Source organism: Streptomyces sp. NPDC014891 (assembly GCF_043081085.1).
GTDB lineage: Bacteria > Actinomycetota > Actinomycetes > Streptomycetales > Streptomycetaceae > Streptomyces.
Genome location: NZ_JBIBWF010000009.1, coordinates 163,486 through 185,047 on the forward strand (window position 1 = coordinate 163,486; position 21,562 = coordinate 185,047).

14 protein-coding genes and 1 pseudogene are annotated in these 21,562 nt (G+C 73.6%); 12 read left to right on the plus strand and 3 right to left on the minus strand.

The window, feature by feature from the left end:
• Nucleotides 1-322 precede the first annotated feature (322 nt).
• The 6 genes and pseudogenes from gltB to ACF09E_RS25390 all read left to right on the plus strand — a co-directional run bounded on the left by gltB (nt 323) and on the right by ACF09E_RS25390 (nt 10,505).
• Nucleotides 323-4,888 (plus strand): glutamate synthase large subunit, encoded by a 4,566-nt coding sequence (gene gltB, locus ACF09E_RS25365; protein ID WP_392207303.1) that lies wholly within the window; start codon nt 323-325, stop codon nt 4,886-4,888.
• Nucleotides 4,881-6,341 carry a glutamate synthase subunit beta gene (locus ACF09E_RS25370; RefSeq protein WP_392207305.1) on the plus strand — a complete coding sequence of 487 codons (1,461 nt, stop codon included), beginning with the start codon at nt 4,881-4,883 and terminating at the stop codon, nt 6,339-6,341. Before gltB ends, ACF09E_RS25370 begins: the two co-directional genes overlap by 8 nt.
• 274 nt (nt 6,342-6,615) lie before the next feature.
• Nucleotides 6,616-7,032, plus strand: a pseudogene (locus ACF09E_RS25375) (VOC family protein); the annotation flags it as partial.
• Between the two features lie 81 nt (nt 7,033-7,113).
• On the plus strand, nt 7,114-7,743 hold the full coding sequence (locus ACF09E_RS25380; RefSeq protein ID WP_392207307.1) for a TetR/AcrR family transcriptional regulator: 630 nt from the start codon (nt 7,114-7,116) through the stop codon (nt 7,741-7,743).
• A gap of 298 nt (nt 7,744-8,041) precedes the next feature.
• The gene (locus tag ACF09E_RS25385) at nt 8,042-9,742 is read left to right on the plus strand and encodes a DEAD/DEAH box helicase (protein ID WP_392207309.1); all 1,701 of its coding nucleotides are present in this window, start codon (nt 8,042-8,044) and stop codon (nt 9,740-9,742) included.
• A 334-nt stretch (nt 9,743-10,076) separates the two neighbouring features.
• A complete protein-coding gene (locus ACF09E_RS25390) occupies nt 10,077-10,505 on the plus strand; it encodes a ribonuclease domain-containing protein (protein ID WP_361863731.1) in 429 nt (142 codons plus the stop codon).
• 16 nt (nt 10,506-10,521) lie between these two features.
• On the opposite strand, the gene ACF09E_RS25395 is transcribed toward ACF09E_RS25390, so the two are convergent.
• Nucleotides 10,522-12,024, minus strand: a complete 1,503-nt coding sequence (locus tag ACF09E_RS25395; protein ID WP_392207311.1) for an ankyrin repeat domain-containing protein — start codon at nt 12,022-12,024, stop codon at nt 10,522-10,524.
• Between the two features lie 157 nt (nt 12,025-12,181).
• Between ACF09E_RS25395 and ACF09E_RS25400 the strand changes: the two genes are divergently transcribed.
• Complete coding sequence (locus ACF09E_RS25400) at nt 12,182-12,658, plus strand: GNAT family N-acetyltransferase (RefSeq protein WP_392207313.1); 477 nt, start codon at nt 12,182-12,184, stop codon at nt 12,656-12,658.
• Here the strand turns inward: ACF09E_RS25400 and ACF09E_RS25405 are convergent.
• Nucleotides 12,655-13,539, minus strand: coding sequence for a hypothetical protein (locus tag ACF09E_RS25405; protein ID WP_392207315.1), 885 nt, complete (start codon nt 13,537-13,539; stop codon nt 12,655-12,657). The two genes, ACF09E_RS25400 and ACF09E_RS25405, sit on opposite strands and share 4 nt — an antisense overlap.
• Before the next feature lie 159 nt (nt 13,540-13,698).
• Between ACF09E_RS25405 and ACF09E_RS25410 the strand changes: the two genes are divergently transcribed.
• Nucleotides 13,699-14,478, plus strand: a complete 780-nt coding sequence (locus ACF09E_RS25410; protein ID WP_392207622.1) for a S1 family peptidase — start codon at nt 13,699-13,701, stop codon at nt 14,476-14,478.
• Between the two features lie 346 nt (nt 14,479-14,824).
• Here the strand turns inward: ACF09E_RS25410 and ACF09E_RS25415 are convergent, their stop codons facing one another.
• Entirely contained in the window at nt 14,825-16,585 is a 1,761-nt protein-coding gene (locus ACF09E_RS25415; protein ID WP_392207317.1) for a beta-galactosidase family protein, read from the minus strand.
• 117 nt (nt 16,586-16,702) lie between these two features.
• On the opposite strand from ACF09E_RS25415, the gene ACF09E_RS25420 reads away from it, so the two are divergent.
• The 4 genes from ACF09E_RS25420 to pepN all read left to right on the plus strand — a co-directional run bounded on the left by ACF09E_RS25420 (nt 16,703) and on the right by pepN (nt 21,518).
• Nucleotides 16,703-17,590 carry a helix-turn-helix domain-containing protein gene (locus tag ACF09E_RS25420; RefSeq protein WP_392207319.1) on the plus strand — a complete coding sequence of 296 codons (888 nt, stop codon included), beginning with the start codon at nt 16,703-16,705 and terminating at the stop codon, nt 17,588-17,590.
• A gap of 11 nt (nt 17,591-17,601) precedes the next feature.
• Nucleotides 17,602-17,952, plus strand: coding sequence for a chorismate mutase (locus tag ACF09E_RS25425; protein ID WP_392207321.1), 351 nt, complete (start codon nt 17,602-17,604; stop codon nt 17,950-17,952).
• Nucleotides 17,952-18,938 (plus strand): asparaginase, encoded by a 987-nt coding sequence (locus ACF09E_RS25430; RefSeq protein ID WP_392207323.1) that lies wholly within the window; start codon nt 17,952-17,954, stop codon nt 18,936-18,938. Before ACF09E_RS25425 ends, ACF09E_RS25430 begins: the two co-directional genes overlap by 1 nt.
• A 93-nt stretch (nt 18,939-19,031) precedes the next feature.
• Nucleotides 19,032-21,518 carry an aminopeptidase N gene (pepN, locus tag ACF09E_RS25435; protein ID WP_392207325.1) on the plus strand — a complete coding sequence of 829 codons (2,487 nt, stop codon included), beginning with the start codon at nt 19,032-19,034 and terminating at the stop codon, nt 21,516-21,518.
• Nucleotides 21,519-21,562: the final 44 nt, after the last annotated feature.

Below are 21,562 nucleotides of genomic sequence, written 5' to 3' on the forward strand. Positions count from 1 at the left end.
GACCAACGGGAATGAGGCATGAGCGTCGCCGGGCAACGAAGCCCACACAGTGACGGGTCGCCGACGACCCGGAGATCCTCCGGACCGTCCCGGTCCGCCCCCGCGAGACAGGCCTCTGACCTCGCAGACCACAGGTGAACCGACACCACCGCTCCGTACCGGTGGTGTCCGCATGTTGGAATGCGCTATCCACTTCGCGAGAAGCCAGCCATCATGTAACCTGCACGAAATTTCCGCGGAGGGCCAACGTCGTCCCTCGGCAGCAGCTCCCCCAGACGTGGTCTGGGAGGTGCCCCCAGCCACGACGACGACGGGAGAGCCGATGCGTTCCGACGCCTGGTCGCCCATGGACGGTCGCCCTGCTCCGCAGGGGATGTACGACCCCCGTAACGAACACGACGCCTGCGGTGTCGGGTTCGTGGCCACCCTCACCGGTGTAGCCAGCCACGCACTGGTCGAGCAGGCGCTGACCGTACTGCGCAACCTCGAGCACCGAGGCGCCACCGGCTCCGAGCCCGACTCCGGTGACGGCGCCGGCATCCTGCTCCAGGTCCCGGACGCCTTCCTCCGCGAGGTCGCCGGATTCCCGCTCCCCGAGACCGGCGCGTACGCCGTCGGCATCGCCTTCCTCCCCGAGGACGGCACCGAGGACACCGCCGCGAAGATCGAGACGATCGCCGCCGAAGAGGGCCTGAACGTCCTCGGCTGGCGCGAGGTCCCCGTCGCCCCCGAGCTGCTCGGCGCCTCCGCCCGCTCCACCATGCCGGTCTTCCGCCAGCTCTTCGTCGCCGACGCGGCCGGCGAGGCCACCGGCATCGCGCTCGACCGCAAGGCCTTCGTCCTGCGCAAGCGCGCCGAGCGCGAGGCGGCGACGTACTTCCCGTCGCTCTCCGCCCGCACCCTCGTCTACAAGGGCATGCTGACCACCGGCCAGCTGGAGCCCTTCTTCCCGGACCTCTCGGACCGCCGCTGCGCCACCGCCGTGGCCCTGGTCCACTCCCGGTTCTCCACCAACACCTTCCCGAGCTGGCCGCTGGCCCACCCGTACCGCTTCGTCGCCCACAACGGTGAGATCAACACCGTCAAGGGCAACCGGAACTGGATGACCGCCCGCGAGGCCCAGCTGGAGTCCACCGCCTTCGGCGAGGGCCCGCTGGACCGGATCTTCCCGATCTGCACCCCGGACGCCTCCGACTCCGCCTCCTTCGACGAGGTCCTGGAGCTGCTCCACCTCGGCGGCCGCTCCCTGCCCCACGCGGTCCTGATGATGGTCCCGGAGGCGTGGGAGAACCACGAGACGATGGACCCGGCCCGCCGCGCCTTCTACCAGTACCACTCCACGATGATGGAGCCCTGGGACGGCCCGGCCTGCGTCACCTTCACCGACGGCGTCCAGGTCGGCGCGGTCCTCGACCGCAACGGTCTGCGCCCCGGCCGCTACTGGGTCACCGACGAGGGCCTCGTCGTCCTCTCCTCCGAGGTCGGCGTCCTCGACATCGACCCCGCCAAGGTCGTCCGCAAGGGCCGCCTCCAGCCCGGCAAGATGTTCCTCGTCGACACCGCCGAGCACCGCATCGTCGAGGACGACGAGATCAAGGCCGCCCTCGCCGCCGAGAACCCCTACGAGGAGTGGCTGGAGACCGGGGAGATCGAGCTCTCCGACCTCCCCGAGCGCGAGCACATCGTGCACACCCACGCCTCGGTCACCCGCCGCCAGCAGACCTTCGGCTACACCGAGGAAGAACTCCGCGTCATCCTCGCCCCGATGGCCCGCACCGCCGGCGAGCCCCTCGGCTCCATGGGCACCGACTCGCCGATCGCGGCCCTGTCCGCCCGGCCGCGGCTGCTCTTCGACTACTTCACCCAGCTGTTCGCGCAGGTCACCAACCCGCCGCTGGACGCCATCCGCGAAGAGCTCGTGACCTCGCTCCGCTCCTCGCTCGGCCCCGGCAGCAACCTGCTGGAGCCCACCGCCTCCACGTGTCGCAGCGTCACCCTGCCCTTCCCGGTGATCGACAACGACGAGCTGGCCAAGCTCATCCACATCAACGCCGACGGCGACATGCCCGGCATGAAGGCCGCGACCCTCTCCGGCCTCTACCGCGTCTCCGGCGGCGGCGACGCCCTCGCCGCCCGCCTCGACGCCATCTGCGCCGAGGCCGACACCGCCATCGAAGGCGGCGCCCGCCTCATCGTGCTCTCCGACCGGCACTCCGACGCCGAGCACGCGCCGATCCCCTCGTTGCTGCTCACCGCGGCCGTCCACCACCACCTCATCCGCACCAAGCAGCGCACCAAGGTGGGCCTGCTGGTCGAGGCCGGCGACGTCCGCGAGGTCCACCACGTCGCCCTCCTCATCGGCTACGGCGCCGCCGCGGTCAACCCGTACCTCGCCATGGAGTCCGTCGAGGACCTCGTCCGCGCCGGCACCTTCATCGAGGGCCTGGAGGCCGAGCAGGCCATCCGGAACCTGATCTACGCCCTCGGCAAGGGTGTCCTCAAGGTCATGTCCAAGATGGGCATCTCCACCGTCGCCTCCTACCGCGGCGCCCAGGTCTTCGAGGCCGTCGGCCTCGACGAGGCCTTCGTCGCCACGTACTTCAACGGCACGGCCACCAAGATCGGCGGCGCCGGCCTCGACGTCGTCGCCAAGGAGGTCGCCGCCCGCCACGCCAAGGCGTACCCCGTCTCCGGCGTCCCCTCGGCCCACCGCGCCCTGGAGATCGGCGGCGAGTACCAGTGGCGCCGCGAGGGCGAGCCGCACCTGTTCGACCCGGAGACCGTCTTCCGCCTGCAGCACGCCACGCGCAACAAGCGGTACGACATCTTCAAGCAGTACACGGACCGGGTGAACGAGCAGTCCGAGCGCCTCATGACGCTCCGCGGCCTGTTCGGCCTCTCCTCCGACCGCCCCGCCGTCCCGGTGGACGAGGTCGAGCCCGTCTCCGAGATCGTCAAGCGCTTCTCCACCGGCGCCATGTCGTACGGCTCGATCTCCCGCGAGGCCCACGAGACCCTCGCCGTCGCGATGAACCGGCTGGGCGCCAAGTCCAACACCGGTGAGGGCGGCGAGGACCCGGACCGCCTGTACGACCCGGTGCGCCGCTCCGCGATCAAGCAGGTCGCCTCCGGCCGCTTCGGCGTCACCAGCGAGTACCTGGTCAACGCCGACGACATCCAGATCAAGATGGCCCAGGGCGCCAAGCCCGGCGAGGGCGGCCAGCTGCCCGGCCACAAGGTCTACCCGTGGGTCGCCAAGACGCGTCACTCGACGCCCGGCGTCGGCCTCATCTCGCCGCCGCCGCACCACGACATCTACTCCATCGAGGATCTGGCCCAGCTGATCCACGACCTCAAGAACGCCAACCCGGTCGCCCGCATCCACGTGAAGCTGGTCTCCGAGGTCGGCGTCGGCACGGTCGCCGCCGGTGTCTCCAAGGCCCACGCGGACGTCGTCCTCATCTCCGGCCACGACGGCGGCACGGGCGCCTCGCCGCTCACCTCGCTCAAGCACGCGGGCGGCCCCTGGGAGCTCGGCCTCGCCGAGACCCAGCAGACGCTGCTGCTCAACGGCCTGCGCGACCGGATCGTCGTCCAGACCGACGGCCAGCTCAAGACCGGCCGCGACGTCGTCATCGCCGCGCTGCTCGGCGCCGAGGAGTTCGGTTTCGCGACCGCGCCGCTCGTCGTCTCCGGCTGCGTCATGATGCGGGTCTGCCACCTGGACACCTGCCCGGTCGGCATCGCCACCCAGAACCCGGTCCTGCGCGACCGCTTCTCCGGCAAGGCCGAGTACGTCGTCAACTTCTTCGAGTTCATCGCCGAGGAGGTCCGCGAGCTCCTCGCCGAGCTGGGCTTCCGCAGCATCGAGGAGGCCGTCGGCCACGCCGAGCTGCTCGACACCAGCCGCGCCGTCACCCACTGGAAGGCGCAGGGCCTGGACCTGGAGCCGCTCTTCTACGTGCCGGAACTGCCCGAGGGCGCGGTCCGCCACGCCCGGATCGAGCAGGACCACGGCCTGGAGAAGGCCCTCGACAACGAGCTGATCCAGCTCGCCGCCGAGGCCCTGAACGCCGCCTCCGCGGAGGAGGCCCAGCCGGTCCGCGCCCAGGTCGCCATCCGCAACATCAATCGCACGGTCGGCACCATGCTCGGCCACCAGGTCACGAAGCGGTTCGGCGGCGCCGGCCTCCCGGCCGACACCGTCGACATCACCTTCACCGGCTCCGCGGGCCAGTCGTTCGGCGCGTTCCTGCCGAGCGGTGTCACCCTCCGCCTGGAGGGCGACGCCAACGACTACGTCGGCAAGGGCCTCTCCGGCGGCCGCGTGATCGTCCGCCCCGACCGGGGCGCCGACCACCTGGCCGAGTACTCCACGATCGCGGGCAACACCATCGGCTACGGCGCGACCGGCGGCGAGCTGTTCCTCCGCGGCCGCACCGGCGAGCGCTTCTGCGTCCGCAACTCCGGCGCCCTGGTCGTCTCGGAGGGCGTGGGCGACCACGGCTGCGAGTACATGACCGGTGGCACGGCGGTCGTCCTCGGCGAGACCGGACGCAACTTCGCGGCCGGCATGTCCGGCGGTGTCGCCTACGTCGTCGACCTGGACCGGGACAACGTCAACTCCGGCAACCTGGGCGCGATCGAGGGCCTGTCGGACACCGACAAGGCATGGCTGCACGACGTCGTGCGCCGCCACCAGGAGGAGACCGGCTCCACCGTCGCCGAGAAGCTCCTCGCCGACTGGACCGTGAACGCGGACCGGTTCAGCAAGATCATCCCCACCACGTACAAGGCAGTGCTCGCCGCCAAGGACGCCGCTGAGCTCGCCGGTCTCTCCGAGGCCGAGACCACCGAGAAGATGATGGAGGCGGCGACCCATGGCTGACCCCAAGGGCTTCCTGACCACCGGTCGCGAGGTCGCGCAGACCCGCCCCGTGGGCGAGCGCGTCAGGGACTGGAACGAGGTCTACGTCCCCGGCTCCCTGCTGCCGATCATCAGCAAGCAGGCCGGCCGCTGCATGGACTGCGGCATCCCGTTCTGCCACAACGGCTGCCCCCTCGGGAACCTGATCCCCGAGTGGAACGACTACGCCTACCGCGAGGACTGGGCGGCGGCGTCGGAGCGGCTGCACGCCACCAACAACTTCCCGGAGTTCACCGGCCGCCTGTGCCCGGCTCCGTGCGAGTCGGCGTGCGTGCTCGGCATCAACCAGCCGGCCGTGACCATCAAGAACGTCGAAGTCTCCATCATCGACAAGGCGTGGGACGCCAACGACGTCAAGCCGCAGGTGCCCGAGCGCCTGTCCGGCAAGACCGCCGCCGTCATCGGCTCGGGCCCGGCGGGTCTCGCCGCCGCCCAGCAGCTGACCCGGGCCGGCCACACCGTGGTCGTGTACGAGCGCGCCGACCGCATCGGCGGCCTGCTGCGCTACGGCATCCCCGAGTTCAAGATGGAGAAGCGGCACATCAACCGCCGCATCGAGCAGATGCGCGCGGAGGGCACCAAGTTCCGCACCGGCATCGAGATCGGGCGCGACCTGACCTCGACGGACCTGCGCAAGCGGTTCGACGCCGTGGTCATCGCCGCCGGCGCCACCACCGCCCGCGACCTGCCCGTCCCGGGCCGGGAGCTGAACGGCATCCACCAGGCCATGGAGTACCTGCCGCTGGCCAACAAGGTGGTCGAGGGCGACTTCGTGTCCCCGCCGATCACCGCCGAGGGCAAGCACGTCGTCGTCATCGGCGGCGGCGACACCGGCGCCGACTGCGTCGGCACGGCCCACCGCCAGGGCGCGGCCTCGGTCACGCAGCTGGAGATCATGCCCAGGCCGGGCGAGGAGCGGAACGCCGGGCAGCCCTGGCCGACCTTCCCCATGCTGTACAAGGTCACCTCCGCGCACGAGGAGGGCGGCGAGCGGGTCTACTCCGTCTCCACCACCCACTTCGAGGGCGACGAGGACGGCAACGTCCAGTCCCTCCACCTCATCGAGGTCGAGTTCGTCGACGGCAAGCTGACGCAGAAGCCGGGCACGGAGCGCACGATCCCCGCCCAGCTGGTCACGCTCGCGATGGGCTTCACCGGCACGGACGTGGAGAACGGCCTGGTCGCCCAGTTCGGTCTGGACCTCGACGCCCGGGGTAACATCGCCCGAGACGCGGACTTCGCCACCAACGTCGATGGCGTGTACGTCGCCGGCGACGCCGGCCGCGGTCAGTCGCTCATCGTCTGGGCCATCGCCGAGGGCCGCTCGGCCGCCCGGGGCGTGGACCGCTACCTGACCGGAGCCAGCTCCCTGCCGGCCCCGATCCGTCCGACGGACCGTTCGCTGATGGTCTGATCCGAACGGATCACCCCGAGAACGTCCCGTACAACGACGTGCGGAACTGAGCACGGCGCCCCCCGAATGTCCCCGACCGGACGACTGGGCGGGCGCCGTGGCGCGTCCGGGGGCGGGGCGCGTCGGGTGGGGACGTCTTTCAGCCAGATCCTCCGGGAGGCGGGGGAGCCGCCCGGTGGCGGGGCGTCGTCCCGCCAGGGCGAACCCGCCACGGCGGGGCGGGCGGGTGGTAATCCGATGGCCGCGATCGGGGCCGTGGGTCATCATGACGCGCATGACTTCCCTGGTACGCCACGTGACCATCGACTGCGCCGACGCCTATGCCCTCGCCACCTTCTGGGCGAAGGTCCTGGACGCCGAGGTCTCCGACGAGGACAGTCCGGGCGACGAGGAGGCGCTCGTCGAGACGCCCGGGGCCGGGCTGCTCTTCATCCAGGTGCCCGAGGCCAAGGGCGTCAAGAACCGGATCCACCTCGACCTCCAGCCGCAGGACCGCACCCGTGACGAGGAGGTCGAGCGGCTCCTCGGTCTCGGCGCGACCCTCCTCGACGACCGCCGGAACCCGGACGGCACCGGCTGGGCGACCCTGGGCGACCCGGAGGGCAACGAGTTCTGCGTCGAGCGCAGCGCGGCCGAGCGTGCCGCCTCCGCCTCGGCCGTCACCCCCACGGCCTCGACCGTCGCCTCCGCCTGAGGGCGGCCGCCCCGTCCCGTGCCCTGCCGCGGGGCGGTCCCCGTCCGCGGCCGGCGCCCGTGGCGCCAGAATGGACGCGTGCCGAACACTCCCCAGAGCCCCAGCAAGAAGAAGCCCACGGTGAGCGGCGGCCCCGAGCGGCGCCGTGAACTCCTCGACACGGCGGCCGAGGTGTTCGCCGCCCAGGGGTACAACGCCACCACCGTCCGCAAGATCGCGGACGCCGCCGGCATGCTCGCCGGCAGCCTCTACTACCACTTCGACTCCAAGGAGTCGATGCTCGACGAGATCCTCTCCACCTTCCTCGACGAGCTCTGGCAGGGCTACGACGCCGTCCTCGACGCCCGGCTCGGCCCCCGCGAGACCATCGAGGCCCTCGTCACCGAGTCCTTCCGCGAGATCGACCGGCACCGCGCCGCCGTCGCCATCTACCAGAAGGAGTCCCGGCACCTCACCGACCAGCCCCGCTTCCATTACCTGACCGACTCGCAGCACCGGTTCGAGAAGGCCTGGCTCGGCACCCTGGAGCGCGGGGTCGCCGACGGCGTGTTCCGTGCCGACCTGGACGTCCGCCTGACCTACCGGTTCGTCCGCGACACCGTCTGGGTCGCCGCGTCCTGGTACCGGCCGGGCGGGCAGCACAGCCCCGAGGAGATCGCCCGCCAGTACCTGTCCATGGTCCTGGACGGCATCGCCGTGCGCCGCTGACGGCGCACGCCGCCGCGCTCCGGCACCCGCCGGAGGCCCGCGGCGGCCGCCCTCCCGCTGTGAGGTCGCCCACGTCGTACCCCGCTGGGCAGGTCTGATCCGTCCAGGCATCGGTCGGGAGGGGCGGGAAGGTTCCGGAGCGCACTATTGTTCCGGTAGAGACATCCGGGGTGCGTTCCACGCCTTCCCGGAGAAACAGCCGGGGCCCGTATCGCGTGTTCCGGGTAGAGCAGCCGGGGCCCGCACCGTGCAGGTGCGGGCCCCCGCTGTGCCGCGAGCACCGGCCAGAAAGGCACGCATGACCCGCTCCGAACGCCCCCACAAGCGCAGCCCCCGCACCGCCCAGGCGAAGTCCACGTCCCAGCCGAAGGGCTCCCGCGGAGGCCGCCGGCCGTCCGCGCCCCCGCCGCCGAGCGAGTTCACGCCGCCGGAGACGGTGACGCCCGCGCTGCCCGCGGTGGCCGCCTTCGCCGACCTCGACATGCCCGAGGGCCTGCTGCGGACCCTGGGTGAGCAGGGCGTCACGGAGCCGTTCCCGATCCAGGCCGCGACCCTCCCGAACTCGCTGGCCGGCCGCGACGTGCTCGGCCGGGGCCGCACCGGCTCCGGCAAGACCCTCGCCTTCGGACTCGCGATCCTGGCCCGTACGGCCGGCCGCCGGGCCGAGCCGGGCGCGCCGCTCGCGCTCGTCCTGGTGCCCACGCGCGAGCTCGCGCAGCAGGTGAGCGACGCGCTCACCCCGTACGCCGGGGCGCTGCGGCTCCGCATCACCACCGTCGTCGGCGGCATGTCGATCAGCCGGCAGTCGTCCGCGCTGCGGCGCGGCGCCGAGATCCTCATCGCCACCCCCGGCCGCCTCCACGACCTCATCGACCGCGGGGACTGCCGGCTCGACCAGGTCGCCGTCACCGTCCTCGACGAGGCCGACCAGATGGCCGACATGGGCTTCCTGCCCCAGGTCACCAAGCTGCTGAAGCAGGTCGAGCCGGGCGGGCAGCGCCTGCTGTTCTCGGCCACCCTCGACCGGAACGTCGACCGGCTGGTCAAGATGTTCCTCGACGACCCGGTCGTCCACTCCGTCGACCCGTCGGCCGGCGCGGTCACGACGATGGAGCACCACGTCCTGTACGTGATGGACGAGACCGACAAGAAGGCCGTCACGCTGAAGATCGCGGCCCGCGACGGCCGCACGATCCTCTTCCTGGACACCAAGCGGTCCGTGGACCGGCTGGTCAAGCGGCTCCTCGCCAACGGCGTACGGGCCTCCGGCCTGCACGGCGGCCGTTCGCAGCCGCAGCGCAACCGGACCCTGGACCAGTTCAAGAGCGGCCAGGTCACCACCCTCGTCGCCACGAACGTGGCAGCGCGCGGCATCCACGTCGACGACCTCGACATGGTCGTCAACGTCGATCCGCCGATGGACCACAAGGACTACCTGCACCGCGGCGGCCGCACCGCCCGCGCCGGCGAGTCCGGCAGCGTCTTCACCCTGGTGCTGCCCGAGCAGAAGCGCGACATGGGCCGGCTGATGTCGCACGCGGGCATCAGCCCCCGCACGGCGCAGATCAAGTCGAGCGACGAGCAGCTCGCCGAGCTGACCGGCGCGCGGGAGCCCTCGGGCGTCCCCGTCGTCATCGAGACCCCGCAGCCGACCCCGCCGCGCAAGCCGGCCGGCTCCGCGACCGGCACCGGCCGCTCCGGTGGCCGCCGGCGCCGTCCCGCCCCGGCCGGCGGGACGGCCGCCGCGGGCACGGCCTCGGGCCGCGCCACGGGCTCCGCGGGCCGTACGTCGGGCTCCGCGGGCCGCACCGCCGGTTCCGCCGCCTCGGGCCGCGCGTCCGGCGGCGGCCGGGGCGCCGGTTCCGGCACGGGCGGCGGCCGGGGTGCCGCCGCGGGCGCCGGAGCCGGGCGGGGCGGGCGCCAGACCACGGGCACCGGCCGCGCGCGCGGCGCCGGCGGCGGTTCGCGAAGCTCCCGGCCGAGGCCGTCCGACGCGTAGCGGAACCCGCTCCCGTACGGGGAGCACAGCCGCTCCGGGAGGTGCGGGCGGTGCCGGGAGCTCCCGCCCGCACCTCCCGGAGCGGCACGGTCCAGGGCCGGGCTCCTCCGGGAGCCCGGCCCTTCTCCGTCCCCCTGCCGCCCCGACGGCGCGTCGCACCGGGCGCGGGAGGCATGCCCGAGCCGTCGCCGCGGGCCGGAGCCCGTTCCCCGGCCGGCCCCCGCGCACTCCCGCGCACACGGGATCCCCACGTTCGCGACCGAGGCGTCAACATCCGGCGAATTGAAGGGAATCGGCCTTCCCGGCCGGTTCTACGCGCGTCAAGATCTCAGCCATGCGAATCCCCCCTCGATTCACCCTCGCCGGCGGCGCGGCCGCCGCCCTCCTCTCCTCCCTCCTCCTCGGCGCCCCGGCCACCGCCGTCGCCCCGGCCCCCGCGCCCGCCCTCGTCGCGACCTCGGTCGCGGCTCCCGCGGCCGTCGGGGAGATCTGCTCCTCCGCCCTCCCCGCCGAGGCGCACACGACCCTCCGGCTGATCGAGGAGGGCGGCCCGTTCCCGTACAGCCAGGACGGCTCCGTCTTCCAGAACCGGGAGGGCGTCCTGCCGTCACGCACGACCGGCTACTACCACGAGTACACGGTCGAGACGCCTGGTTCCCCCACCCGCGGCGCCCGCCGGATCGTCACCGGCGACGCGACCCGGGAGGACTACTACACGTCCGACCACTACGCGTCCTTCGACCTGGTCGACCACGACTGCTGAGGCACGCCCGCGCGGGTCAGGCGCGGCGCGGGGACGTCCACTCCAGACGGGTCCTGACCCGCGGGTCGTGGACGTGCTCCAGGGCGGCGAGCGCCGTCTCCCGCGCCGCGCCCTCCGGGTCGCCGTCCGCCAGGGCGGAGGCCAGCGCGTCCACGGCGCGCGGGTCCTGGCGGATCGCGAGCCCGCGGGCGGCCTCCGCCGCCGTCTCCGGATCGGTGTCGCCGAGCCGCTCGGCGAGCCCCTCCCGTACGAGGGGGGTGTCGTCGGGCAGCTCGGCCAGCGCGAGCGTCGCCCAGTCCCGCACCCGCGGGTCCCCGTCCCGGCTCAGCCCCAGCAGCACCCCGAGCGCCTCCGGGTGCCCGGCGGGCACGATCCCCGCGAGGGCCCCCGCGACCGCCCGCCGGACGGCCGCGTCGGGATGGCCCGCCACGGCGAGGAGTTCGGGCACGGCGGCCGGGTCGGCGCACACCCCCAGGGCGGACACCACCGACAGGACCGGCTCGCGCGGGGAGGGCACCCGCGGGCGCCCCGCGGCACCCGCCGCGCCCGTCAGCTCCGCAGCGAGCCGGCGCAGCACCGGCACCGCGCTCGGCGCGAAGCCGGGCAGCGCGCCGAGCACCGCCGCGCCGAGCGCCCGGCGCAGCGGGTCGCGGTAGGCGCACCACGCGGCCGCCGCCGTGAACGTCTCCTCATCGGCCCGGCCGCCGAGTTCGGCCACCGCGGTCGTCCAGTCGTCCAGCTCCGGATCGCCGCAGCGCAGCGCCCGCGCCGCGAGTTCCTCGTGCGGGGTGCGGAGCCCCAGGGAGGCCTCGACGAGCGTGGCGATCGCCGCGTGCCCGGTCTGCCGGTCGTTGCCGCTGCCGGGCGCCCCGTCCTCGCGCAACAGCTCGACGACCACCGTCACCCCGCCGTCCTCGCGGACCCGGCGCACCACCGCCTCGTACGTCTCGCCGCCCTCGTTCCCCGCGACGAGTCCGCGCCGCAGCTCGGCCGCCATGTCGACGCCGATCCAGCGCCGGGCCTCGCGCAGCGCGGCCTCCCGGGCGTCCGCCCCGTGGTCGAGGAGGGCCCGCACGCAGCCGGTGGAGCCGCGCCGGGCGGCGGCCACCAGCGGCAGGACCCCGTCGGGCCCGCGCCGGTCGGGGTCGGCCCCGTACTCCAGCAGCACACGGGCGGTGTCGGCGTGGCCGAGCCGCAGGGCCCAGGCGAGGGCGGTGAAGCCGTACGCCTCCTCCTGGTCGGGCGCGGCACCGGCCGAGAGCAGGGCGCGCACCACCTCGGTGTGCCCGCCGACGGCCGCCCCGCACAGCGGCAGGTCCCCGTCCTCCTCGCCGCTGCCCCGCCCGGGATCCGCCCCCGCGGCCAGCAGCACCCGTACGATTCCGGCCTCGTCGCCGAGGGCCGCCCGGTACAGGGCGGACTCCCCGTCCTCCCGGCCCTCGGGGTCGGCCCCGCCCCGCAGGGCCTGGACGGCCCCGTCCTCGTCCCCGTGCCGGATGGCGTCGAACAGCGTGCTCATGGCCCGACCCTGACCCGCCGTCCGCCCTTGGCGCAAATCGTTTCCGGCCCGCCGCCCGCCCGCGCCCCCGCCCGGCCCCGCGGGGCTCCCCTTCGCGCGTCGTGCCCGCTCCGCACCGCGGCGCCGTGCTCGTACGCCTGTGCCAGAATCGGACCGCATGACGCACGATCACGATCACGGTCAGGACCGCGCGACGCTCAGCGTCGGCGATGGGGACACCGCACTCGCCAAGGCCCTCGAACAGGGCCTCGACGCCTTCAACTTCGCGGCCACGAACACCACGCCGGAGGACCAGGGCGAGCTCTCCGTGAAGGCCGTCGACGAGAGCGGCGCGCTCATCGGCGGACTCACGGGATGGACCTGGAGCGGCCTGTTCGGGATCGACATGCTGTGGGTCCGCGAGGACAGCCGGAAGGACGGCTGGGGGAGCCGGCTCCTGCGCGCCGCCGAGGAGGAGGCCCGGCGGCGCGGCTGCGACCGGGCCACCGTCTCCTCGTTCACCTTCCAGGCGCCGGACTTCTACCGCCGCCACGGCTACGTGGAGACGGGCCGGGTGCTCGGCATCCCCGGCGGCGCCGAGGACGTCCACTTCCACAAGAGCCTGGTCGGCGGGGCGCCTTCCGGGCCGTTCTAACCCGCGCAGTCCAGTACGGTCCGGCAGACCCCGCACCGGGCCCTGAGGCTCCGGCCCGCCGGGATGCGCAGGCGCTGCCGGCAGACGGGGCAGAGGAACGAGACACCGGTCGCGGGCGCCCCGCCCAGGAAGGCGTACGGGGCGCCCTCGCCGGCCCGGCCCCGGCGCCGCTCCCAGCCGTACCGGCGGCGCTCGGCCCAGCCCGCGCCGGCGAGCGGCGGCGCGGAGCGCTCCCGGTCGGCCTCGGCCCGGCCGCGGACCCAGGCCTCGTACGCCACCGCGCTGGTGAACCACGGGGACGGGTCCTCGCCGAACACCTCGGCGCGCTTGGCGAGGACGTAGCCGAACTCCTCCGGGGTCAGGTAGCCGAGTTTCTGGCTCTCCACGCCGTCCTGGCGGTAGGCGTCGAGCAGCAGCCATCCGGCGCCGAGGTACGTGGTGGCGACGTCGGTGAGGACCTCGTTCTCCGCGGTCCCGGGGAAGCCGAGGCCGAGCCGGTGCAGCAGGACGTGGGTGATCTCGTGGGCGAGTGCCGCCCCGATGTCCCGGCGGCGGGTCCGGAAGCGGTCGTTGAGCTCCACGAAGTACTCCGGTCCCGCGGTGAGTTCGACGGCGGCGGCGTGCTCCATCGGCCGGAAGCTCACCACGAGCCGGGCCTCGGGCAGCCGCAGGTGCCGGACCAGGGCGCGGGCCACCCGCTGGGTGCCGAGGTGCAGGTCCTCCTCGTCGCCGAGGGCCACGTCGGAGGGCGGGACGCTCGCCGGATAGCGGTGCACGCCGTCGGGGGAGAGGCGCCGGTAGAGCGCCGTGAGCGAGGCGCCGATGCCGGCGCGGTGCGGAAATCCGTGGGCGACGCGGTCGCCCTCCTGACGGTTCGGCATACGGGACCCCCTCCCGCTCATTTTACGGTTCCGGCGCCGAGTGGCCGAAAAGGCTTCCTTGTGGCGGCAGTTGAGAGTTGTCCATACTCCGGACATGACTTGACGGGCGCATGTCATCGCCGGTCGAGGCAACCCCCCATGAGAGAAGGCAGACACGTGATGCAGAACAGAATGGTCCGTGCCCTCCAGAAGCTCGCCGCGGCCGGCGCCGTCGTCCTGGCGGCCGTCAGCCTCCAGCCCACCACCGCCTCCGCCGCCCCCGCGCCCGTCGTCGGAGGCACCCGCGCCGCCCAGGGCGAGTTCCCCTGGATGGTCCGGCTGTCCATGGGCTGCGGCGGCTCGCTGATCACCCCGCAGGTCGTCCTCACCGCGGCCCACTGCGTCAGCGGCTCGGGCAACAACACCAGCATCACCGCCACCGCCGGTGTCGTGGACCTGCAGAGCAGCAGCGCGATCAAGGTCAAGTCCACCAAGGTCTACCAGGCTCCCGGCTACAACGGGTCCGGCAAGGACTGGGCGCTGATCAAGCTCGCCAGCCCGATCACCTCGCTGCCCACCCTGAAGATCGCCGAGACCACCGCGTACAACAGCGGCACCTTCACCGTGGCCGGCTGGGGCGCCGCCCGCGAGGGCGGTGCGCAGCAGCGCTACCAGCTCAAGGCGAACGTGCCCTTCGTCTCCGACGCCTCCTGCAAGAACTCCTACGGAAGCGACCTCATCCCCGCCGAGGAGATCTGCGCCGGTTACACCCAGGGCGGCGTCGACACCTGCCAGGGCGACTCCGGCGGCCCCATGTTCCGCAAGGACAACGGCGGAGCCTGGATCCAGGTCGGCATCGTGAGCTGGGGCCAGGGCTGCGCCCGGCCCAACTACCCCGGCGTCTACACGGAGGTCTCGACCTTCGCCGCCGCGATCAAGTCCGCGGCCGCCACGCTGTAGCGACCGCACGCGACAGGTGCCCCGGAGCGGCCTCGGCTCCGGGGCACCACCACGCCGGCACGGACACGGCACGGCAGCGGCAGGTGACCGCCCCGGCGCCCGCACGCCACCGGGACCGCCGGCCGCAGCCACCGGTACCGCCGGACCACAGGCACCGGCACCGCCGGCCATCCCCACCGGTACCGCCGGCCACAGCCACCGGTACCGCCGACCATCCCCACCGGTACCGCCGGCCATCCCCACCGGTACCGCCGGCCACAGCCACCGCCACCGCCGGCCACAGCCACCGCCACCGCCGGGCCGCACCCGGCCCGTCCCTTCACGCCACGCCTGCCTCACGCCGCACTCAGACCGGATCCAGCACGGGACCCGTCCCCGCGTCCCCCTCCAGCTCCAGCACCCACACCTCGTTCGTCCCCTCCCGCAGCACCGGGCCCGGCACGAACAGCGCCTCCTGCGGCCCGGCCGACCAGTACCGGCCGAGACAGAAGCCGTTCACCCACACGAACCCCCGGGTCCCGCCCGGCAGCCGCAGCCACGCGTCCCCCGCCCCGGCCACCTCCAGCGTCCCCCGGTGAAGCCCCGGACCGCTCCGGTCCACCACCGGCTCGAACCGCACCTTGTCCACGGCCGCCGCCTCGAACGCGTCCAGCCGCAGCCCCCGCGACCGGAAGCCGTGCAGATACTGCCGCTCGTGCCGCACGCCCCCGGTGATCCCCTTCGACTCCGCGAGCCGCGGCCCGTAGTTCACCCGGCCCAGCGACTCCACCCACAGATCGACCGCCGCCGCCCCGCCCACCGGCACCGCGAGCGCCACGTCCTCGCCGTCCGCGGAGTCCAGGACCCCGGCCGCCACCCCGTCGACGTACACCACCGCCCGGTCCCGCAACCCCGTCACCCCCAGCGGATACGGCTGCCGGGGCCCCGGCACGCCCACCCGGTAGCGGACCAGGCCCCGGTCCACCCCCAGCTCCTCGAAGGTCGGCGGCACCGGCGTCACCCGCTCCTCCCCGCCGAGCACCTCCAGGACCCCCTCCAGCGGAGCCCACCCGTCGAACAGCCCGGCGACCCGGCCCGCGAGCCGCGCCGGAGGCTCCGGCACCTCCGGCAGCGGTCCCTCCGCGAACGCCCCGAGCACCTCGCGGAAACGCCAGAACTTCTCCGTCGGCCGCCCCGCCTCGTCCACCGGCGCGTCGTAGTCGTACGAGGTCACCGTCGCCCGCAGCGGCCCGTCGTGCAGCTCACCGGCGCGGTTCGCGCCCGCCCAGCCGCCGAAGTTCGTCCCCCCGTGCGCCATGTACACATTCACCGAGGCCCCGCACTCCAGGATCTCCCGCAGCGCCTCCGCCGCGTCCCCCGCCGACCGCACCGCGTGCTCCGTGCCCCAGTGGTCGAACCAGCCGCACCAGAACTCCATGCACATCAGCGGCCCCGCCGGCCGGTGGCGCCGCAGCGTCGCGAACCCCTCCCGCGCCCCCGAACCGAAGTTCGCCGTCGCGAGCACCCCCGGCACCGAGCCGCCCGTCAGCATGTGGTCCTCGGGACCGTCCGAGGTGAACAGCGGAACGCTCACCCCGCACCCCCGCAACAGCTCCGCCAGCCACTCCAGATAGCCCCGGTCGCTGCCGTAACTGCCGTACTCGTTCTCCACCTGCACCAGCACCACCGGACCGCCCCGGTCGATCTGCCGCTCCACCACCTGCGGCAGCAACCGCCGGAACCACGCCTCCACTGGCCCGAGGAACGCCGGGTCGAGCGTCCGCACCCGCCGCCCCAGCGGCCCCGTCAGCCAGTGCGGCAGCCCGCCGTTCTCCCACTCGGCGCAGATGTACGGCCCCGGACGCACGATCGCCCGCATCCCCGCCCGCGCCACCGCGTCCAGGAACCGGCCCAGGGCCTCCGCGTCCGCGTACCGCCCCGGCTCCGGCTCGTGCAGATTCCACGGGACGTACGTCTCGACGCAGTCGAGGCCCATCGCACGCAGCATCCCCAGCCGGTGCTCCCACTGCCCCTCGTGCACCCGGAAGTAGTGCAGCGCCCCCGACAGCAGGCGCACCGGCCGACCGTCGAGCAGAAAGTCCTCGTCACCCACAGCGAACGTGCTCATGGCCTCACCCTCGCCCTCTGGCGGCGAAGCGGTCCATGGACAAAGATCGGCGCAGTTTGGACGTTACAGCCCGCCCGGTCCCGACCCACCGGACGGGCCAGGGAGGGGCACCACCGCATGTACCACACCTGGATGCGCTACTTCACGCCCAGCCCCGTCCACCACCGGCTCGGCCTCGTCTGCCTCGGCGTCGGACTCCAGCACGGCACCCTCCCCACCGTCGGCCCCCGCACCCTCGACCACCACGTGGCCGTCGTCGTCTCCGCCGGCAGCGGCTGGTACCGCGGCCCCGACGGCCGCCGCACCACCGTCACCGCCCCCGCCCTGCTCTGGCTCACCCCCGGCACCCCCCACCACTACGGCGCCGACCCCGGCACCGGCTGGGACGAGGCCTTCGTCGACTTCACCGGCCCCGCCACCGCCACCTACACCGAACTCGGCTACATCGAACCCGACCGGCCCGTCGTCCCCCTCTCCGACGCCGCCCCCGCCCGCGCCGCCATCGGCCGCATCGCCCGCGCCGCCCGCCCCGGCAACCCCCTCCTGGAGGTCGAGACCGGCGCCTGCGTCCACGAACTCCTCGTCGCGCTCCGCCGCGCCCGCGCCGACACCAACGCCGACGGCGACCCCGTCCTCGCCGCCCTCGCCCGGGACGCCTTCCAGCCCTACTCCGTCGCCGAACACGCCACCCGGCACGGCATGACCGCCGCCGAACTGCGCACCGCGGTCCGCCGCGCCGCCGGCTGCAGCCCCAAGGACTACCTGCTCACCGTCCGCCTCGGCCGCGCCAAGGAACTCCTCGCCGCCACCGAACTCCCCGTCGCCGCCGTCGCCCGCCGCGTCGGCTACGACGACCCCGCCTACTTCTCCCGGCTGTTCACCCGCCGCGTCGGCACCGCCCCCATCCGCTTCCGCGAACAGCAGGGCCGATCGGTCCACGGCGGCTGGAGCAACACCGTTCCGGATCCCGAACACCCCCCGACGATCCTCCCGAGATCCGTCTAAGCTCGCAGATCATGAGTGAGTCCCCGCGCCCCCAGACGCCCACCCCGCCCCAGGCCCCGGCCCGGCCCGACGAGTCCGTCCAGGCCGAACTGACCCGGCTGCGGGAGAGCATCGACAACATCGACGCGGCGGTCGTCCACATGCTCGCCGAACGCTTCAAGTGCACCCAGCAGGTCGGCGTCCTCAAGGCCCGGCACCAGCTGCCGCCCGCCGACCCCGCCCGCGAGGCCCGGCAGATCGCCCGGCTGCGGGAACTCGCCGGCAGCGCCAGACTGGACCCGGCCTTCGCGGAGAAACTCCTCAACTTCATCATCGCCGAGGTCATCCGCCACCACGAGACGATCGCGGACGGAGAACACTGATGGCCCGCGTCACGGTCTTCACCCTCGGAGGGACCATCTCCGCGCGAGGCGGTGACGCGGCCCGGATGAGCGGCCGGGAAGTCCTCGCCGCACTCGGCGGCGACCACGACGTCGTCCTCAACGACTTCCGCCGCGTCCCCAGCTCCACCCTCACCCACGCCGACCTCGCCGCCCTCGCCGCCGAGATCCGCACCACCGTCGCCGCCGGCTCCGGCGCCGTCGTCGTCCAGGGCACCGACACCCTGGAGGAGACCGCCTTCCTCCTCGACCTGCTCTGCACCACCGAGCAGCCGATCGTCGTCACCGGCGCCATGCGCCGACCCGACCTGCCCGGCGCCGACGGCCCCGCCAACCTCGCCGCCGCCCTCGCCGTCGCCGCCGACCCGGCCTGCCGCGACCTCGGCGTCCTCGTCGTCCTCGCCGACGAGATCCACGCCGCCCGCCACGCCCGCAAGACCCACACCACCTCGGTCGCCACCTTCGCCTCACCCGGCGCAGGCCCCCTCGGCCACGTCGTCGAGGGCGAACCCCGCGTCCTGTTCCGCCCCGCAGCCCCCGCCGCGGCCCACCCGCTCACCCTCGACCCCGACGTACGGGTCGCCCTGATCACCCTCTCCCAGGGCGACCGCGGCGAACTCCTCGACGCCGTCGACCACCGCTTCCAGGGCCTCGTCGTCGCCGCCTTCGGCGCCGGCCACGCCCCCGCCTGGCTCGTCGAACCCCTCGCCGCGCTCGCCCGCCGCATCCCGGTCGTCCTCGCCTCCCGCACCGGAGCCGGCCCGACCCTCACCGACACCTACCGCGGCCCCGGCTCCGAACACGACCTGCTCCACCACGGACTCGTCCCCGCCGGCCCCCTCGACCCCGCCAAGGCCCGGATCCTGCTCCACGCCCTGCTCTCCGACGGCGCCGCCGGCCCCGCCGGCTACGACCGCCCCCGCATCACCGCCGCCTTCGCCCACCTGAACGGCTCGGGACGCGCCTGAGAACGGCCGGGAGAACCGCCGGTAACGCACCCCGAACAGGTCCCCGCCCCACCACCCCTGCCCGACGCCGAGAGCATCGGGCAGCATAGGGCCATGTCCGTACTGACGCGCGACGAAGCGCAGACCCGTGCCCAGCTCCTCGACGTCCAGCACTACAGCGTGGACCTCGACCTCACCACCGGCGACGAGACCTTCGAGTCCACCAGCCTCATCAGGTTCACCGCCCGCGCCGCCGGGGACACCTTCGTCGAGCTGAAGCCCGAAACCCTGCACTCCGCCCACCTGGACGACGAGCCCCTCGACGTCGCCGGCCTCGACGGCAACCGCCTCCCGCTGCATCTCGGCGAGGGCGAGCACGTCCTGCGGATCAGTACGACCATGCGCTACTCCCGCACCGGCGAGGGCATGCACCGCTTCGCCGACCCCAGCGACGGCGAGTCCTACGTCTACACCCAGCTCTTCATGGAAGACGTCCAGCGCGTCTTCGCCGCCTTCGACCAGCCCGACCTCAAGGCCGTCTTCGAGCTCACCGTCACCGCCCCCGAGGGCTGGACCGTCCTCGCCAACGGCATCACGCGGCAGCAGCCCGACGGCCGCTGGCGATCCGCCGCCACCCCGCCGCTCTCCACCTACTTCGTGTGCGTCGCCGCCGGCCCCTGGCACTCCGTCCGCACCGAACACGCCGGCCTCCCCTTCGGCATCCACTGCCGCCGCTCCCTCGCCCCCCACCTCGACGCCGACGCCGACGAGATCCTCGCCGTCACCAAGGCCTGCTACGACCGCTTCCACGAGAAGTTCGACGAGCCGTACCCCTTCGACTCCTACGACCAGGCCTTCGTCCCCGAGTTCAACGCCGGCGCCATGGAGAACCCCGGCCTCGTCACCTTCCGCGACGAGTTCGTCTTCCGCTCCGCCGTCACCGTCACCGAACGGCAGACCCGCGCCATGGTCATCGCCCACGAGATGGCCCACATGTGGTTCGGCGACCTCGTCACCCTCCGCTGGTGGGACGACATCTGGCTCAACGAGTCCTTCGCCGAGTACATGGGCTACCAGACCGTGAACGAGGCCTGCTCCGACCTCTTCCCCGACACCTGGGTCGACTTCGGCGTCACCCGGAAGGCCTGGGGCTACGAGGCGGACCAGCGCCCCTCCACCCACCCCGTCGCCCCCGACCCCGAGGCCGTCCCCGACACCGCCTCCGCCCTCCTCAACTTCGACGGCATCTCCTACGCCAAGGGCGCCTCCGCCCTCCGCCAGCTCGTCACCTGGCTCGGCGAGAAGGACTTCCTCGCCGGCATCAACATCCACTTCAAGCGCCACAAGTTCGGCAACGCCACCCTCGCCGACTTCATCGACAACCTCGCCGCCGCCACCGACCGCGACGTCCACGCCTGGGCCGAGCAGTGGCTCCGCACCACCGGCGTCGACACCCTCACCCCCGCCCTCACCGGCGAGGGCCTCCACTGGAATCTCACCGTCGACCGCGACGGCAGCCGCCCCCACCGCGTCGCCGCCGGCCTCTACGACCGCGACCCCTCCGGCGACCTCGTCCTCCGCGAACGCCGCGAACTCGACGTCCCCCAGACCGAACCCGCCGAACTCACCGGCCCCCGCCCCGCCCTCGTCGTCCTCAACGACCAGGACCTCACCTACGCCAAACTCCGCTTCGACGAGGCGTCCGCGGAATCCGCCCTCCGCGGCCTCTCCCGCATCCCCGACGCCCTCACCCGCGCCGTGATCTGGAACGCCCTGCGCGACATGGTCCGCGACGGCGACCTCGCCCCCGCCGACTACCTCGCCGTCGCCCTCGCCCACCTCACCGAGGAGACCGAACTCGCCCTCGTCCAGGGAGTCCTCGGCTTCGCCCGCACCCAGATCGCCGACCGGTACGTCACCGAGGAGGAGCGCCCCGCCGCCCTCTCCACCATCCGGCAGATCGCCCGCGCCCTGCTGCGCCGCACCGAGGACGGCGAGGCGCCCGGCCTGCGCCTCACCGCCGTCCGCGCCCTCATCGACAGCGCGACCACCCCCGACCAGATCGCCTCCTGGCTCGACGACGGCACCGTCCACGGCGGCCCCGAACTCGACCCGGAGCTCCGCTGGCGCATCCTGGCCCGCCTCGCCGTCCTCGGAGCCACCGACGAGCCGACGATCGCCGCCGAACTGGAACGGGACCCGAGCGCCACCGGCCAGGAGGGCGCCGCCCGCTGCCGCGCCGGACTCCCCACACCGGAGGCGAAGGCGGCCGCCTGGTCCGCCCTCTTCGACACCGACGACCTCTCCAACTACCTCTTCACCGCCACCGCCCAGGGCTTCTGGCAGCCCGAGCAGGCCGACATCGTCCGCGAGTACGTCCCCCGCTTCTACCCCGCCGCCACCGCCCTCGGCGCCCGCCGCGGCGCCGCCATGGCCGAAGCCGCGGGCCGCTACGCCTTCCCCTCCCACGCCGTCGACCAGGACTCCCTCACCCTCGGCGAACAGCACCTCGCGGCCGACGACATGATCCCCGCCCTCCGCCGCAAGCTCGTCGACCAGCTCGACGACCTCCGCCGCGCCCTCAAGGCCCGCCAGGCCTGACCCCACCGGGCCCCGGACCGGCCCCCGCGCATCCCACGGACGGC

Bases quoted from the DNA above. Each gene is read 5' to 3' on its own strand.
- ACF09E_RS25405 (WP_392207315.1), bottom strand. From the start codon at position 13,539: ATGCCGAACCGTCAGGAGGGCGACCGCGTCGCCCACGGATTTCCGCAC.
- ACF09E_RS25370 (WP_392207305.1), top strand. From the start codon at position 4,881: ATGGCTGACCCCAAGGGCTTCCTGACCACCGGTCGCGAGGTCGCGCAG.
- ACF09E_RS25430 (WP_392207323.1), top strand. From the start codon at position 17,952: ATGGCCCGCGTCACGGTCTTCACCCTCGGAGGGACCATCTCCGCGCGA.
- ACF09E_RS25410 (WP_392207622.1), top strand. From the start codon at position 13,699: ATGCAGAACAGAATGGTCCGTGCCCTCCAGAAGCTCGCCGCGGCCGGC.
- ACF09E_RS25420 (WP_392207319.1), top strand. From the start codon at position 16,703: ATGTACCACACCTGGATGCGCTACTTCACGCCCAGCCCCGTCCACCAC.
- ACF09E_RS25400 (WP_392207313.1), top strand. From the start codon at position 12,182: ATGACGCACGATCACGATCACGGTCAGGACCGCGCGACGCTCAGCGTC.
- pepN (WP_392207325.1), top strand. From the start codon at position 19,032: ATGTCCGTACTGACGCGCGACGAAGCGCAGACCCGTGCCCAGCTCCTC.
- ACF09E_RS25415 (WP_392207317.1), bottom strand. From the start codon at position 16,585: ATGAGCACGTTCGCTGTGGGTGACGAGGACTTTCTGCTCGACGGTCGG.
- ACF09E_RS25395 (WP_392207311.1), bottom strand. From the start codon at position 12,024: ATGAGCACGCTGTTCGACGCCATCCGGCACGGGGACGAGGACGGGGCC.
- ACF09E_RS25385 (WP_392207309.1), top strand. From the start codon at position 8,042: ATGACCCGCTCCGAACGCCCCCACAAGCGCAGCCCCCGCACCGCCCAG.
- gltB (WP_392207303.1), top strand. From the start codon at position 323: ATGCGTTCCGACGCCTGGTCGCCCATGGACGGTCGCCCTGCTCCGCAG.
- ACF09E_RS25425 (WP_392207321.1), top strand. From the start codon at position 17,602: ATGAGTGAGTCCCCGCGCCCCCAGACGCCCACCCCGCCCCAGGCCCCG.
- ACF09E_RS25390 (WP_361863731.1), top strand. From the start codon at position 10,077: ATGCGAATCCCCCCTCGATTCACCCTCGCCGGCGGCGCGGCCGCCGCC.